At 53.2% G+C, this 16,126-nt stretch carries 13 protein-coding genes; 9 read left to right on the top strand and 4 right to left on the bottom strand.

Annotated elements, in window-relative coordinates; translation table 11 throughout:
* The first annotated feature begins 39 nt into the window (after positions 1-39).
* From EYB31_RS29175 to EYB31_RS29160, 4 genes are all read left to right on the top strand, one after another.
* Entirely contained in the window at positions 40-1,224 is a 1,185-nt protein-coding gene (locus EYB31_RS29175) for a HEAT repeat domain-containing protein (RefSeq protein WP_131017011.1), read from the top strand.
* A gap of 33 nt (positions 1,225-1,257) precedes the next feature.
* Positions 1,258-2,721 (top strand): glycosyltransferase family 2 protein, encoded by a 1,464-nt coding sequence (locus tag EYB31_RS29170; RefSeq protein WP_131017010.1) that lies wholly within the window; start codon positions 1,258-1,260, stop codon positions 2,719-2,721.
* An 80-nt stretch (positions 2,722-2,801) separates the two neighbouring features.
* A complete protein-coding gene (locus tag EYB31_RS29165) occupies positions 2,802-3,611 on the top strand; it encodes a response regulator transcription factor (RefSeq protein WP_131017009.1) in 810 nt (269 codons plus the stop codon).
* Positions 3,612-3,641: 30 nt separating this feature from the next.
* Complete coding sequence (locus EYB31_RS29160) at positions 3,642-5,858, top strand: hypothetical protein (protein WP_240762983.1); 2,217 nt, start codon at positions 3,642-3,644, stop codon at positions 5,856-5,858.
* Positions 5,859-6,700: 842 nt separating this feature from the next.
* On the opposite strand, the gene EYB31_RS29155 is transcribed toward EYB31_RS29160, so the two are convergent.
* Entirely contained in the window at positions 6,701-7,030 is a 330-nt protein-coding gene (locus EYB31_RS29155; RefSeq protein ID WP_131017008.1) for a helix-turn-helix domain-containing protein, read from the bottom strand.
* A gap of 146 nt (positions 7,031-7,176) precedes the next feature.
* On the bottom strand, positions 7,177-7,332 hold the full coding sequence (locus EYB31_RS29150; RefSeq protein ID WP_131017007.1) for an anti-repressor SinI family protein: 156 nt from the start codon (positions 7,330-7,332) through the stop codon (positions 7,177-7,179).
* Positions 7,333-7,712: 380 nt separating this feature from the next.
* Between EYB31_RS29150 and EYB31_RS29145 the strand changes: the two genes are divergently transcribed.
* The 5 genes from EYB31_RS29145 to EYB31_RS29125 all read left to right on the top strand — a co-directional run bounded on the left by EYB31_RS29145 (position 7,713) and on the right by EYB31_RS29125 (position 12,578).
* Positions 7,713-8,651, top strand: a complete 939-nt coding sequence (locus EYB31_RS29145) for a hypothetical protein (RefSeq protein WP_131017006.1) — start codon at positions 7,713-7,715, stop codon at positions 8,649-8,651.
* A gap of 162 nt (positions 8,652-8,813) precedes the next feature.
* Positions 8,814-9,896, top strand: a complete 1,083-nt coding sequence (locus EYB31_RS29140; protein WP_165452680.1) for a bifunctional UDP-N-acetylglucosamine diphosphorylase/glucosamine-1-phosphate N-acetyltransferase GlmU — start codon at positions 8,814-8,816, stop codon at positions 9,894-9,896.
* Between the two features lie 189 nt (positions 9,897-10,085).
* Positions 10,086-10,733 (top strand): SOS response-associated peptidase, encoded by a 648-nt coding sequence (locus EYB31_RS29135; protein WP_131017004.1) that lies wholly within the window; start codon positions 10,086-10,088, stop codon positions 10,731-10,733.
* Between the two features lie 142 nt (positions 10,734-10,875).
* A complete protein-coding gene (locus EYB31_RS29130) occupies positions 10,876-11,289 on the top strand; it encodes a cytochrome-c oxidase (RefSeq protein WP_131017003.1) in 414 nt (137 codons plus the stop codon).
* A gap of 374 nt (positions 11,290-11,663) precedes the next feature.
* Positions 11,664-12,578: an AEC family transporter gene (locus EYB31_RS29125; RefSeq protein WP_131017002.1), complete on the top strand. Its 915-nt coding sequence runs from the start codon at positions 11,664-11,666 to the stop codon at positions 12,576-12,578.
* On the opposite strand, the gene EYB31_RS29120 is transcribed toward EYB31_RS29125, so the two are convergent.
* Together EYB31_RS29120 and EYB31_RS29115 are read right to left on the bottom strand one after the other, a co-directional pair.
* Positions 12,567-13,472, bottom strand: a complete 906-nt coding sequence (locus EYB31_RS29120; RefSeq protein WP_240762981.1) for an aminoglycoside phosphotransferase family protein — start codon at positions 13,470-13,472, stop codon at positions 12,567-12,569. The genes EYB31_RS29125 and EYB31_RS29120 overlap by 12 nt on opposite strands.
* A gap of 67 nt (positions 13,473-13,539) precedes the next feature.
* The gene (locus tag EYB31_RS29115; protein WP_131017001.1) at positions 13,540-15,897 is read right to left on the bottom strand and encodes a YcdB/YcdC domain-containing protein; all 2,358 of its coding nucleotides are present in this window, start codon (positions 15,895-15,897) and stop codon (positions 13,540-13,542) included.
* Between the last annotated feature and the right edge of the window lie 229 nt (positions 15,898-16,126).

Here is a 16,126-nt window from a genome sequence, read left to right as displayed (position 1 = left end):
ACAAGCAAAAAGACGATGAAGTAAAGGAGGAGCTACTCTATGTGGATGGAGCCTATCGAACAGGCCGACACGGTGCTGATCGTGCTGGGCGTGGCGATTGCCGGAGGATTCGCCGCCTTATTCGCCATGCGAAACCGGTACGCCGCCTCTGCCGACCGGATGCAAACAAACCTGGAACAGCAGCGTGACTATTTCGCCTATCTCAGTGCCAACATCGACGGACCGGCCCCCCTGCTCCCGCCGCCCGGCCGGCTGAACCCGCTCCAGCTCAAAGCCGTTCAATCCAAGCTGCTGGAGTGGATTGAGACGATCGGCGGTTCTCACCGGGACAAGCTCACGGCATTATGCCGGGAGCTTGGGCTGGTGGAGCTGGAGCTTCGGCGGCTGCGCAGCTTCAAACACGGAGAACGCATTGAAGCCGCCTATCATCTGGGCGTCATGCGCCCTCCCGAATGCACCGGCGAGCTGTTAAAGCTGCTGGAGCAAGAAGGCGGCGAGCCGACAGCTTTTGTCGTTGCGCGCGCAGCCGCCAAATGCGCGGATTCGCTTGACGATTTGTACCGTTTGCTGCGTCTGCTGGCCCAATATCATCCCGACGCGCGGCGGCTGATCGCGGATATCGCCGCCTCTTCCTCTCTGGATACGGCGCCTTTATATGCCCGGCTGCTGCGCATTGAAACGGATGAAACGCTGCTGCTCATTGCGTTGACCGGTCTTTCGGGACGCATTGAAGCGGAAGCGTTCGAAGCTCTTGAACCCCATCTGTTGTCCGGTCATAAAGAAATCAGAATCAAATCAGCCCATCTGCTGCTGCAATACCCCCACCTGTTGTCATCCGAGCGGATCGGCGAGCTGATTCGCCATCCCGATTGGGAGATTCGCGCAGCCGCGGTCAAAACCGCAGGCTGGCAGCAGTTGGAGTCGCAGCTCGAAGCGCTGGTCCAAAGCTTGACAGACGAGCAATGGTGGGTGCGCCATTACAGCGCAAAAAGCTTATCGCAGCTTGGGTTTTCCGGTTTCGAAGCGTTGTGCGAAGCGGCCGCGGCGGGCAGCTCCGAACATGGAACAGCCGGCGAACTGGCATTGGAAGCCGTGCATGAGGAATTGGACCGCGCTGCAGCAGAAGCTTCTCGGGAAACACGGCAAATTCCTCGCTACAATCGGCTGAACTTTACGTTCCGACGTATCGTTGGCGAACCGGGAATCCGCCGGCATGCCAACTGATTTTCCGGACCGGCTCGTAGAAAGGGGAATCGGATGAGATCTTTTTTGCTCAACTATGGAATTATCGCTACCTATTTGATTATCGGATCGTGTTTTTTGTATTTATTCATTTTGGCTGTGTCCCACCAGAAAATAGTGTCGATTATTAAAAGCGCCGTACATTCTCGGTTCCGGGAGCTCGCAGGCTCGGAGAATGTGCCGCCCGTATCGATCCTTGTTCCTTCCTATAACGAGGAACTGACGATTATCGAAAGCGTGCGTTCCTTGATGACATTGGAATTTCCGGTGTATGAGGTTATTGTCATCAATGACGGCTCGACCGATGGCACACTTCAGGTGCTGCTCGATACATTCGACCTGAAGCCAAGCCGGCTGAGCGGATTTCGGGCATTGGTGAAGTCCAAAACAGTCAACAAAGCGTACCGGAACCCTCAATATCCGCGACTTGTCGTCATCGACAAAGAAAACGGCGGTAAAGCTGACGCTTTGAACGCAGGCATCAATGCGTCCAAGTACCCGCTTGTCGCCACGATCGACGCCGACAGCTTGCTGGAAAAAGACGCTTTGATCCGTTTGGTCAAAGTGTATATGGAAAACCCCGAGCAGCATATCGCTGTCGGGGGCAACGTTCGCATCGCTAACGGCAGCTCCATCGAAGACGGGCGCGTGCGGTCTGTCCGCCTGTCGCACAAATGGCTTCCCGCCATTCAATATATCGAATACATGAGGGCATTCCTCGGCGGACGTATCGGCTGGAGCGCCATGAACGGACTTTTGATCGTGTCCGGGGCCTTCGGCCTGTTCCGTAAAGATTATTTGGTCGAAGTGGGAGGTTATGAGCAGGATTGTCCGGGTGAGGATATGAACATCGTGATCAAACTTCACAAATATATGCTGGACCGCAAACTGCCTTACCGGATTGTGTTTTGTCCGGACGCCGTCTGCTGGACGCAGGCGCCCGACACGTTACGTGTGCTTGGCGCCCAACGCCGCCGCTGGATTCGCGGCAGCTTGTGGAATGTCAGCCGGTTCCGCGCCATGCTGTTTATTCCGAAATACAAGGTGATTGGCTGGCTTTCCTTGCCTTACACCATATTGTGCGAAATTTTAAACCCGTTTGTCCGCTTGTCCGGCCTTGCGGCTTTGGTAGGATACGTCTTGCTTGATATGACGCAGCTGCCGATCCTGCTTATCTTCCTGCTGGTCAATCTGCTCATCGGCTTATTGTTTACTTGCGGCGCGCTGCTGATCGAGCAATTTGCCTTCCGCCGCCCGATTCGGACGTCCGACCTTGTGCGTATCATCGGGTTATCGGTCGTTATGGCCGCAGGTTACGATCAAATCAACGCATATTGGAAGCTTGCCGGACTGTGGGACTACCTCCGCCGCAACAACGCCTGGGGCAATATGGTACGCCGCAGCTGGCAGGATGAAGCGGCACATGCGGCCGAAACCTCCGGCTCGCAGAAAAAGGCGGCCAAAGCGCACGCTTTGTGAGGTCGCATGCTGATCCGCTGTCTTATTTTGACAATGGAATCGAACTAAATACATTAAATCTGAAATGGAGTGAGTTACCTATGAATTCCGTATCCGTACTGGCAAAATCCGATTGGCCGCAACGTTTGCAAGCAAAGCTAAGCCAGCTGAAGATGAGTTCCGTTCCTTGGACAGATTGCGGCATCATTGCGGCGGCTACGCGCAGCATCAGCCCCGCCCGGCTTCAGCATTTAAAAAAACATCTCGGCACGGATAACGAGGAGCAACCCGTATTTCCCGTTTACGAAGCCAATGATGGCGTGTTGACGATTGTGCTGCCCGGGCAGTCGCTGCAAGCCGCACATTTTACGGCGTTATCGGCCAAAGCCCAGCTGGAACAAGCCGGTTTGCTGACCGGCGGCATGGCGGTAACCAGCTTCTCCGAAAGTGCCCCCGCATCGGAGGCGACGTTGTCCGATTTCGCTGCGATGTTACAGAGGGACGAGCCAAGCGAGATCGCCGTTTATTCCGGACAGTCCCTGCCTTCGGACACGCCAACTGTCGTTATGATCGATCCGAATACCGATTTGCTCGATTTTCTGAATGTTCGGCTTGGCCTGCAAGGTTATGATGTCCGTCCGGCACAGGACGGTATGGAAGGACTGCGGCTGGTCGAATCGGTTCAGCCCGACCTGGTCATCACCGAGCTGGCGCTGCCGGCGCTTGACGGACACCAAGTGATTCGCCGCATCCGTCAAACCCAAAACCAGGCATGCCAAGTCGTTGTGCTGACCGATCTTGCGGTTGAGCAGGACATCTGCAAATGTTTTGAACTCGGCGCTGCCGATGTAATTAAAAAGCCGTTCTCTCCGGTGGAGCTGGAAGCGCGCCTTAAGCGGCTGCTTGCATAAACGCCTTGAGAACCAAAGGAGTTCGTAGCCATGAAGGGGAAACATTCACCCATCGCCTGGCTGCTGCGTTTTGCCGTGCTGGCCGCCGCCTGCTTATTGGTTTGGCATTATTGGCCGGCCAAAAAAGTGGAAAGTGTCCAAAGCGCGGACGGATCGCAAATCAAATTCCGCACGCAGGGCGATCGCATCGAGATTTACGACAAGGGGCAATGGACTTCGTTTTTTGTCAAAGGAGTCAATGTAGGAGCGGCGCTTCCCGGACACGATCCGGGAGAGCTGCCGATCGGCAAAGAGAAGTATCTCGACTGGTTCGGACAAATCCAGGAGCTCGGCGCCAACACGATTCGGGTATATACGATATTGTCGCCGTCTTTTTATGAAGCGCTTGTGGAATTTAACCAGCGTCATGCGGACCAGCCGCTTTATTTCATCCAAGGCGTATGGACGCCGGAAGATGAGCTGATCGACAGCAAAGACGCCTATCTGGATACCATCTACAAGGAATTCCAAAGCGAAATCGCCGACGCCGTAGGCGCGGTGTACGGAACGGCCGACATTCCCGAGAAGTTTGGCAAAGCCAGCGGAACGTACCGCTACAACGCCGGGCCTTATTTGCTCGCATGGCACATCGGAACCGAATGGGACCCCAAGATGGTGCAAAATACCGACGATTCGCACCGCGACAAAACCGGCTTCCAAGGCACGCACATATCCGCCAAACCAAACGCCACGCCTTTTGAAAATTGGCTTGCCGAAATGCTCGACCATTTAGCGGTGCTGGAATCGCAGACGGGCTGGAAACATCCGCTCACCTTCACCAATTGGGTGACGACGGACCCGCTGAAGCATCCCGGCGAAGTGCTCGTACAGGAGGATATGTCCAGCGTTGACGCCACCCATCTGGATGCTCACGATTGGACGGCCGGCTATTTCGCATCGTTTCACGCCTACCCTTATTACCCTGACTTTTTCCGCCTGGATGAAACGCTGACGGATATAAAGGATAGCGACGGCACGGCGAACACATACCTCAGCTATTTGACCAAGCTGAAAAATTATCATCAGGACATGCCGGTTATGATAACCGAGTTTGGCGTCCCTTCATCGCTTGGCATCGGTCATTTGGCGAACAAAGACCGAAATCAAGGAGGCCACAACGAAACCGAGCAGGGTCAGATCAACGCCTCGCTGCTGCAGGATATCGCTGGCGCCGGCATGGCGGGAGGCATCGTTTTTTCGTGGCAAGACGAATGGTTTAAGCGCACATGGAACACGATGCATTTCGAAATTCCGCAAACCCGCCGCAAAATGTGGACCAACGTCCTGACCAACGAGCAGCATTTCGGAATTGTCGCCGAGTTGTCCGGCAAAGACGGGCCGCTCAAAATCGACGGGGATGCAAGCGATTGGCAGGCTTTGAAGGAAGACGACAAAATGAAACTCCCGGGCACTTATCCGGGTTGGAAATCGATCTGGATGACCCATGACGAAGCTTATGTGTATATTATGGGCGAGTTGGAACAGTCTTTTGACCCGCAGCAAGAAACGCTTTATTTCGGTGTGGATACGACGCCCGGCGGCAACCGGCATGCGCAGGAACTGGGAGGAGTGAAACTCGACGAAGGACTGGAGGCACTTATTGAGCTTTGCAAAGACGGTGACAGCCAAGTGAAAATCGCCTCGAATTACGACTTTCACACCCGGCTTTACGGCAATCAATACGGCATGCTGAAGGTGAGTTCGGACGCCATGAAAGACGATTCCGGATTGTTTAACCCATGGAAGCTGGCCGTGGACCTCGAGCAGATGCCTCCGGATTCCACCCGCTACAGCCCGTTCGAGGACGTGCCGGCTGGAATGCTGAAGCGAGGCTCGACCGACCCGGAGGCGTCAGACTTCGACTCGCTGGCCATGTGGCAGGCCCAAGGCGGCATCGTGGAAATGCGCATCCCGTGGATGCTGCTTGGTTTCACCGACCCCAGCTCGCTGCAAGTGATGAGTTACGGCGAAAAAGAAGGAAAAATGATCGCCACGACAACCGCCGGCATCCGTTTGCTGCCCTGGATCGTAAACCGCTCGAACGGAACCGTTCTGGGCCTCGAACCCGGCAGCGGAAGCTACCCTGTCTCCAAGCTGCCGATGTACACATGGCCGGCATGGGACAATGTTCAGTATGTCGAGCGCCATAAGAAAAGCTACGATTTGATGAAGGATGCGTTCCACAAGCTGGACGTATCCACTCGGTAGGCGGGAGGGGGTGGCCGCGAGACGTCAGCGCAGGCGCTTTCAGGCCCGAGAGCTTGGGGGTTGCTTGTCAGCAACCCCCTTTCGCTCACTGTTTCGCGCGCAGAACTTCAGACCCGCGAGCCTGGGGGTTGCTTGTCAGCAACCCCTCTTCGCTTACTGTTTCGCGCACAGAGCTTTCAGGCCCGAGAGCCTGGGAGTTGCTTGTCAGCAACCCCTCTTCGCTCACTGTTTCGCGCACAGAGCTTTCAGACCCGAGAGCCTGGGAGTTGCTTGTCAGCAACCCCCTTCGCTCACTGTTTCGCGCACAGAGCTTTCAGGCCCGAGAGCCTGGGAGTTGCTTGTCAGCAACCCCCTTCGCTCACTGTTTCGCGCTCTGGAAGACAGCAGCCCCCAACGTTGGAGCCTCCCCGCCCTAACGGACATCAGCGCAGCTATGTAAACCAAATCTAAGGTTTGCTAAACGTAACGGACACCATCGATCTTATTCGGTCTGCCATCTCGGTTTCCCCGACTTTTTTGGGCAAATAAAGACGCTCCGGTCCGTTAAAAATGATAACCTCGATTTTTTTGCCAAATAAAGGCGCCCATGTCCGTCAGCGTTGGAGCATGACGTTCGCAGATATCATTCTAGTCGCAGGGAAACCCTAGCGGCGAGGATGTCCATTACAGACAGTTAGCCAACGATCAACTTTAATCACATTAAATCGAAATCGCGTCATTTGCTGTTTTCAAGCATGTCATGGTTCCAGTTTACTCCATGATCATGCCGGAAGCACAAAACAGCCCCTGCCGGCGTAGAGCCAAATGCTCATCCGCCGCAGGGGCTGCTTTTATGTTCATCTTTACTCGGAGCGCTTTTGCTTGATGCGCCACTTGTTGTACTCCAAAAACTCCGCAAACTGCTCCTTGCTGATGCCGGAATCCATCGCTTCTCTTACCAGTGTGAGCCACTCCTCGTCCAACTGCTCCCGGGGTCCATCGTTATGGATAAACGTTTCCAGCGGAATGCCCAGAACCGCGCTGATTTTCTCAAGAAAATGGATCGAAGGATTGGATTGAACTTCACGTTCGATCGAGCTCAGATAAGATTTGGCTACCCCGGCTTTCTCCGCCAGCTCGGTGAGGGTAAATCCCTGCTCCAAGCGCAGCTTCTTGACTTTCCTGCCAATCATCGTAGCGACCCCTTATCCCAACTGAATATAAGTATATTTTAACAAAAAATGTTCGCAATGTGGACAATTATTTTAAATCCAATAAATGTAACCGTTTTCAGATCTTCACAAAAAAAATTAATTTCTTGGGTGCTATTCTCTCTCTTCTAATGTTTTGGCTTATCTTCGTTTTCTTGTTTGCATTCGAGGAAAAATTGCCTGATTTCTTCCTTCGAAAGTCCCGAATCGCGTGCTACGATCATCAGGTAAACCCAGTTCTCGTCCAGGTTCTTGTTGGGTACAAGCGTTTGTTTTACGGACATAGCCCGATCCCTCCAGATTTCTGGTTAGTTGGCGCGCATCATATGATTCGTTTCTATGCCTATTTTTGAGCGGGTACACCACTCCAAATACGTTATAACGCACGATATTGCATATAAGTAAAATACGCCAACCAAAGTGAAAAACAACCAAAAATCGTCGATATATTCAATATTATTAATTCATTTCGCCAGCCTCATAAAAATCTTTTATGAATAACCTGCACTCTCTTTGTTCTTTAAAACGAACAAATATGATATAATCATGCTTGTACTTTGCTGATTGCTTTATTGTCCAAGGCAGCTACGATGCCCCTGCGCCTAAAGTCGCATGATTTTATGACTGTTCGTTACAAGCAATATGTTATTGAAGGAGTTAACAAGTGAATATTCAGAGGAAGCTGCTCGGAACCCGTCTTGTCGAGAAAGTGTTGTTTCTGTGTTTGGCTATTACCCAAGCCATTGTTTCGTTGCCTGCAGTTGCAGGCACCTCCAGTCAGATCGATACCGCGGCCGCCGGCCGTCCGTTGTACAAAGCGACCTGGATATGGAATACAGGATTGCAGTTGAAAAATATCGATTCCACGTTCCGGTTTCTCGAGCAAAACGGGGTCAATCTCGTTTTTTTGCAGGTTGATGCGGATGTGCCCGCAGCGGATTACGGCAGCTTTATCGGCCGCGCTTCGGCTAGCGGCATCGAAGTTCACGCATTGGGCGGCGCTCCCGACTGGGTGCTGGAGGACCATCAGGTTAAGATGTACAAGCTGATCGACTGGGTGAAAACGTACAATGGCAGCGTCAGGGCTGAACAGCGGTTCAAAGGCATTCACCTTGATGTCGAGCCGTTTGTGCTGCGGGAATGGTACGCCGACACGGATGCCATGCTGGGGTTGTGGCGGGACACGGTAAGCGGGTTTGTGGAAGAAATGCGAACTGAGACCCCCGGCCTGGTTGCCGGCGCCGATCTGCCGGTATGGCTGGATAAATTTCAAGTTCCGGACGGGCAAGGCGGACGGTCGACATTATCCGCTTGGATGATCCGCAAGCTGGATCTGACTGTGTTAATGGCTTATCGGGACAACGCATCCGACATTATCGCCAGCGTCACATCCAAGTTAAATGAAGCCGAAACAGATGGCAAACCGGTTATCGTCGCCGTAGAAACGCTGCCAAACGCCGAGCGGGACATCACGTTCTACACCAAGGGCAGCGTACAAATGCTGCGCGATCTCGGCATCGTATGCGAAACCTTTGGCTCCCGCGCCGCGTTCGCCGGATACGCCGTGCACGATTATGACGGCTGGAGCCGCTTGGCCGAATAACCTGCAGGTACCGGCATTTTTCGCTTGACGCTCATGCCCCATACGGGGACGATCCCCTCGTCTCCGGCTCTGGGTTCTAATTTACTATGCGGACTTTCGGCGCCGGGGATTAGCCTTGGACATCAGCAAGGTACCCCCTGTAAAAAAAAAGGAGTGATAACGATGAACCATACATTTGCTATCGTACTTGCAGCCGGACGCGGGACCCGCATGAATTCCGACACGCACAAAGTGCTGCATCCGCTATGCGGCAAACCGATGATGCGCTACGTCATCGATTCTCTTAAAACCGCCGAAATCGACCGTTTGCTTGTCGTCATCGGCGCCCATGCCGAGCAGATCAAAGAGGAGCTGGGGCTGGAGACCGAATATGTCTTGCAGGAACGGCAGCTCGGCACAGGCCATGCCGTCATGCAAGCCCGGCAGTCGATTGGGCTGACGGGCTGTACGCTCGTGTGCAACGGCGATACGCCTCTGGTCACAAGCGATACGTACAAGTCGCTGTTGTCTGCGCATCAACAATCCGGCGCGGCAATCACCATGGTGACCGCTACTGTCGATAATCCCTCCGGATTGGGGCGTGTCGTTCGCAATGATATGGGCGAGGTTATCCGCGTCGTTGAAGAAAAAGATGCGACCGCCGCCGAAAAAATGATCCATGAAATCAATTCGGGTCTTTACTGTTTCGCAAACTCGGTATTGTTCAGCCTATTGGAGCAAGTGCGCAACGACAACGCGCAAGGCGAATACTATTTGACCGATTGCATACATATTGCCAAAGCTATGGGGCTGCCCGTCCATACCGTATCCGTTGCCGACCCGTACGAAATATCGGGAATCAACGATCGGATTCAGCTTGCCCAGCTGGAGAAAAAGCTACGAAATACGATCAACGAAACACACATGAAAAACGGCGTTACTTTGATCGATCCCGATACGACCTACATCGATGCTGCAGTATCCATCGGAAAAGACACGGTCATCGGACCCGGGGTAACCGTTTCGGGCGCCACTACGATTGGCAAAAACTGTTTCATCGGGCCCGGCTGCCTGATCGATTGCAGTATCGTCGGAGAACGGGCTGCCCTTCACCAGGCGATCGTCAGAAACACGGTGATTGCCGAAGACGAAACGGTCGGATTTGTCGCGGGTGTTTCAACTGCTTCGCCTGCGTCCCTTCCCCAAGCGAATTACGCAGTACATGTACAAACAAACCCGCTTTATGCAAATTCACGGCAGGCTTAAAGAAAGCAGCATAATCAAACGGACGATATTCAGGCACGGACAGCGTGCGAGGTGTGACCACCCGGTGCATTGCCGCGCCCTGTCCGAACCTGCACCGTCAATCCGGCCATAAATTAATTTGCACGATCTGCATTTTTTTGGTTATGAAGGAAGATACTAACCAAAAACAACAGGTGGTGCAAGATTAACATGTGCAATTCTATTTCTGTCGTTGCCGAAGCTTCCGAGCTTATTCAACAGTTTAAACTGGATCATGTGCTGTTTTATACGTCAAACCGTTACGAAATCAATCCGACTCAATCGGTTTCGGCGATTATTACCCGGAAAGACGAACGGGTGCTGGATGAATTCCGCTGGGGGCTGATGCCCTTCTGGGCCAAAGATTCCATCTGGGCGGACAGTGGTTCCTTGCTCGACAAAAGAGCGTTCCGCCGCATTTTGCAGAAACAGCGGTGCATCATTCCCTGCAGCGGTTACTTTGTAAGCCAAATGGAGGGCAAGCGCAAAGTTTGGATTAAATTCACGCCAAAAAGCGGCAGCTTTGGCATCGCCGGTCTGTACGACGTGTGGCGCTCCGCATCCGGAGACGAACTGCGCACCTGCACGATGCTGACAACCGAAGCAAATAGGGTCGTTTCCCCTTATCACCACCGCATGCCCGCCATTATGGATCAAGAACGGACGGATCAGTGGCTCCAGCCCGGACTGAAGGACCCGCTTGCACTTCAGGCGCTTTTGAGCTTGCCTGATCATGAGGCGATGGTTTCGATCCAGCTCACTTCGCCCGAGCAAAAACTGGAGGCCGATCTCGCGCTCCCCGAACCGGGATGGGCATGAGTCCAAAAGAGATGATGTTCTTAGCGGACATCGTCTCTTTTTTTGTTAAAATTTTTACAGAAACCCTCACCATTTAATTGTTATATATGATAAAATCTTCCTGTACATCATCAAACCAAAATTTGGAGGAGGTAATGAACAAGTGGGAGCAAGCTTAATCAAGATCGCGGTTGTCTATTTTGTGATCGGTGTATTGTTCGGGATGTTTATGTCGATTACGCAAATGTTCCAGTTTGCCTCAACGCACGCCCACATCAATTTATTGGGATGGGTGTCGCTGGCGCTCGCCGGATTCGTGTACCACACATTCCCGAAGGCGGCTGAATCGAAACTGGCCAAAATTCATTTTTGGCTGCATAACATCGGCCTGCCGATCATGATGATCGGTCTTATTATCCTTGTAAACGGCGTCCCCAGCATCGAGCCGGTGATTGCCGTCGGCGGCGTTCTCGTCGTAATTGCCGTCATCTGTTTTGCCGTAAACGTCTTTTTGAATGTCGGAGATTCGAAAAATCAAAGTGCTGCGGCCTCCCAGAAAAAAACCACCTCCTTGTAATACAACGAATCTAGCGAGCATGTGCATTCTCTGACAGAACAGTCTCGTGTGTCATGAATACGAAATACACTAAACCGCTTCCTTCCCCGCTTCTACAGCTGGGTTTGGAAGCGGTTCCATTTTATCGTCGGACGCATGCCTGAGCGGGACTTTTGGGAACCGACCACCCTGCCGGTCACCGGCATCGCATCCATTTTGTCGGAGAACATCGAAATGCCCTGTCGGGTTACTATAGATGATCGCTGGAGGCGGAGTCGATTACCTCTTGAATCAAGCTTTTTATAAGCGCTATCAAATATTTTATATTGAACAATCCGGGTTTGTCCTGCACAATAGGCTGTAACGTTACCATAAACCGGAAGGGACACAAACCAATGGATCAATACTGGCAAGTGATGTTTAACGTCATTACCCCCATCCTGTTCACCTGCATCTGCGGTGTGCTGCTGCAAAAATACAGAAATATCGACTTGCGCACCATCACCGATCTCAGCTTGTTTGTGCTTGCGCCGTGCATGGTTATCATCTCGCTCGCCGAATCTTCCCATGACGCGGTCAACATCTGGCAGGTCGCCTCTTTTATCGCAACCCATACGACTTTGTGCTGGCTGGCGGCCCGGCTGACCGGCCGGCTTTTCCGGATGGATGCCGGAGCCATGACGTCAATGACGCTGACGACGATGTTTGGCAATGCCGTTAACTACGGTCTTCCCGTACTGCTGCTCGCTTATGGCGCGGAGGGTTTTTCGCTGGGTGTCAATTATGTCGTGATGCAAATCGTGCTTGTCAACACGCTGGGGTTGTACATCGCTTCCCGCTCCAATGTCAACGTGAAGCAGGCGCTGATTCAAATTTCGCGCACGCCGCTGCTTTATGCGGTTGCCGTGGGAATCGTCATTTTCTCGCTTGGCATCGTGCTGCCAAAAGGCATAGCGAATTCCTTGCATCTGGTAGGCAATGCCTACGCGGCTGTCGTTGTGATGATTTTGGGCGTACAGCTGTATAAGGTCGACTGGAGTAAGGTTCGGCGCAAGGAAGTATGGATCGCCGTATCGCTGCGGCTGCTTATCGTGCCGATTCTGTCCAAATTATGCCTGATGCTGCTGGGCATTCACGGCCTGCTCGCTTCCGTCTTGTTTGTGCATTCCAGCATGCCCGCGGCCATTAATACAGCCGTGCTCGTGGAAAAATATGGCGGCGATAAAGAAGTTGTGACGTTAACCGTAGCGATTACGACATTAATCAGCTTTGCCACGCTTCCTTGGTTTATCAGCATGTCAGCCGGTTAAAGAGCGCTCAAATACCTTCGCAAGCTCAATCGCTCCTTTTTCGCCGCCGGTCCTGTCTTCAACATGCCATGATGCGGATAACACCGCATGGCAATACGCCCAGCCATAAATTCTTTCGGTATTCAAATCAAGCCGCTTCGCGAATATATCCACTCTGCGGCGGATCGCTTCCGGCACGCCTTGCTCCGGCAGATGGTTCATCAAAAACGAGATCACTTCGTATTCGGGTTCGCCGATCAAACCTTTCGGATCGATGGCAAGCCACGGCCCCCGTTCCGACGATAAGATGTTGTCGTGGTGAAGGTCCCCATGCAGTAGCTGTAATCTGCTGGCGGATGATAACAGCTCGGCGTACAGTTTCTCCGCTTTTGCCACCATCTGTTCCGGCAAAGGTCCGGTGCCTCCGCCAAAATCGGCGCGAAACCGGCTTAATCCCTCCGCCCACCTCCCCACCGACGGCAAGCTGCCATTGTCTGGAGCAGGCCGTCTCATCTTCTTCATCACATCGGCAGCGATAAGTGTCGCTTCTTCATCGTCTTTAACCGATTTCAGCGTCGCGCCCGGCGACAGCTTCTCCAGGATCAGGATGCCCCGTTCCTCATCTGCTTCGAGCAGCCGGACTGCGCCATTGCCGTTATAATGGCGGAGTGCTGTCACTTCCAAATGGATTTCGCCGGACGGAACCCCCAGCTTGATCACCGCCGGACGGCCGTCCTGAAAACGAACCGGAGCAACAAAGTTATAGGAGAGCGGGTAATCGTGATCGCGCTGAACGACGCAGGACCACCTGCGCTCGCAATAAGCAATCAGTTCTTCAAGTCCGCTTAGCCAATTTTCGCCTTTTTGCCGGTGTACGCCGACTATATTTTGCCTGAATGTTGCGGGCAGATGCATCAGACTTCGTTCCCTTCCATTTGGTATGAACAATTTATATAAGGTCCGCGCCGGCCGCGCCAACCGGTCACTTCCCGTATTGGATCCATTGGTCGCCGAGCCAAAACGTTCTTATTTGGACCCAACGTTTTTCACCCGGATCGGCTAATATTTTATACCAGTCGGCCCCGGCATCAGCCACAATCACGTCTTGCGGCGTCAGTTCAGCCGACGGCTGCAAAGACGAGTCCGGCGCTGCGTATATCGGTGTATTCGTATGCAGCGTCAAATAAACCGGCAAGCGGGGGACGGCCGTTTTGCCCGTTTCCGCATGGATCCATTTGTCGCCAAGCCACGTGCTGACCTGATACCAATGTTTCCCTTCATTGTACCATTTCGTATCCGCCCGGATCACCTGCACCTGCTGCGCACTAATGGTGCCATCGGGCTTTTGCGTTTCGTCGGGCGAACTGTAAAAAGGAAGTTCCTTTGTAATCCGTATCGCTTGCGGGATTTCAGGCGTTTCAGGGCGCTGCATCAGTACCTTCGCCCGGCCGCCTTGCACTTGAACGGATTCCGGTTCGTTCTGTGAAGCGGGCGCATTTCCCGTCTTTTCCTGCTGCGGAATGTTCAAAACATTTCGCGTCCCGCGCCGGATCCATTCCCCGGTCACCGCGTCAAGCGCCGCAAATCTGCTGTCTTTATCCCATTTCCAGCGATAATAAAGCGATACGTTCTGGATTTCCGGATCCGTATTTTGGGCGCATGCTTTCGATTTCTCATAGTTGCTGCTGTCACAGCGCATCGTATAAGGCGCAAAGTAGATCAGCTCCGGTTTGTTGTGCGCCATATACAGCGCCTGAGCCTGCTTTAAGCCCAGTACGTGCGGAATATCCGCCGACATCCACAACGTGTCGCCACCGGTCAGGGCATTGATTTCGCCGGTGAATTTGTTTACGCGCACCGTCACTTCACCCAAGTCAATGCGCTCCGGACCCGCAATCCGCCTGTAGCTGAAGCCGTAATCGATATTGTTCTCGTCTTCGTTCGGCCAAACGGTCGGATCTTTCTTCTCCGGATAAAGCTCATGCACGGCAGCTCCGGCAAATGTCCGCAGGAATTGTTCGGCGGCGGCCTGTGCCTGCGCTCTGGCAATAACAGGCGTACCGTCCTTGATCATCTTGTAGATCTGAAAATATGTCGGCCTGCCGCTTTGCTTATCGACCACGGCGTGCGCGCTGCCTTCCGTGCCAAGCGAAAATTCAATCGTCCATGCGCTGCCCGCATCCATCTCTATAGCATTCACTTTGATCTCGGCCGAATCGGGAATATGCAGCATCGTTTGCAGAAAAGCTGCGGCTTTCTCTTGCGTCACTTCACCTGCCGGCCCCTCAATCGCCGCAAGCGGTTCGTTCGAAAGCGGCAGCTCCGCTACTTGCGGATCGGTTCTCCCGTAAGAGTCCGTAATTGCAGCCGTTGCGGCGTTCAAATATATATCGGGCCGCTGATCATAGATCAGCATCGGAGTCCGGTCCGCATCAATAAGCGGAATTTGGAACGTCAGCCGAATCTGATCTTGAAAAACATTATACGCTGCTTCCGTCGGCACGGCGCACTGCGGATCTTGAAAATGGAATTGAGCATCCCAATTGCGATTGAATTCCACTATCGTTCCGTCCGGATCGATCCGCAAATTCACGTTGTTTTGCGGAAACGGAATGCCGTTAACAAGCCGGTTGGCCGTAAAATGGTATCCGTACAAGGCGTCATCCTGCGGGTCCGTCGTCATCATCCATTCATAGCTGAACCGCCCCTTGTCGTCCTTCAGCTCGGACACAATATCGCCGCTGACGCCGGCTATAAAAATACCGGCAAGTTTTTCCGCTTCGCTATACGTCAGCTTCGGCCAAATCGCATCCGGCTGCCCGCCGTCGGGTTCCATGTGGTAAAAGGTTAGCAAACGCCCTGTCGCCGCATCCAAATTGACAGTCCAGACAGGCGTTCCTCCACCTTCTTGACCAAAGGAGACGAACCACCGTGCGGGACCTCGATGGTATGGATCGATTTGTCTTCGCGAATTGACGTAATACGACGCCGGCAAATAATCGATCTTCGCTTCCGTGACCCGGTAGCTGTCCGGCACATGCGCATACATCCGGGACAACTCGACTGCCTTCTCTTCCGCGATATAAGCTTCTTCCGCATCCGGCTGCGCGGCAAGCTCCTCGTCACCGCTCCGGTCGGCTGCAGTCTCTGTGTTGTAAGCCGCTTCCGGCACAAGCGAAAATGCCGCACAATTCGCATTTGGCGGCTGCAAAGCTGCAGCGGCGGCGCCTTCAGGCAATCCGCTTGCCGACACACCTGCCGTTCCCAGCGCCAGCCAAACAAGACTCGACACGGCTGCCGCACGCTTCAACTCTTTTTTCCATTTGTGCGCTCTATTCATATATTCCGTTCCTCCTCGACTATTCCGGGCCAACGGTCTTAGCTCCATATATGGATATAAACGCCTAGAAACTGTAAAGGTTGCTGCCGCACGCAAAAAAGGCCAGTCCTTTTTCGGGAGGCCGCTGAAAAAAGTGAACGCTGCATGAACGAATCATTCTTACGATCGCCAATTGTCCCCGAATTTCTTGAATTGTACCTGCTTTTGGCAGGTGAAATTCGGGGACAAA

The organism is Paenibacillus thalictri, from assembly GCF_004307995.1.
GTDB classification, from domain to species: domain Bacteria; phylum Bacillota; class Bacilli; order Paenibacillales; family NBRC-103111; genus Paenibacillus_AF; species Paenibacillus_AF thalictri.
This window is presented reverse-complemented; position numbering and strand designations above follow the sequence as displayed.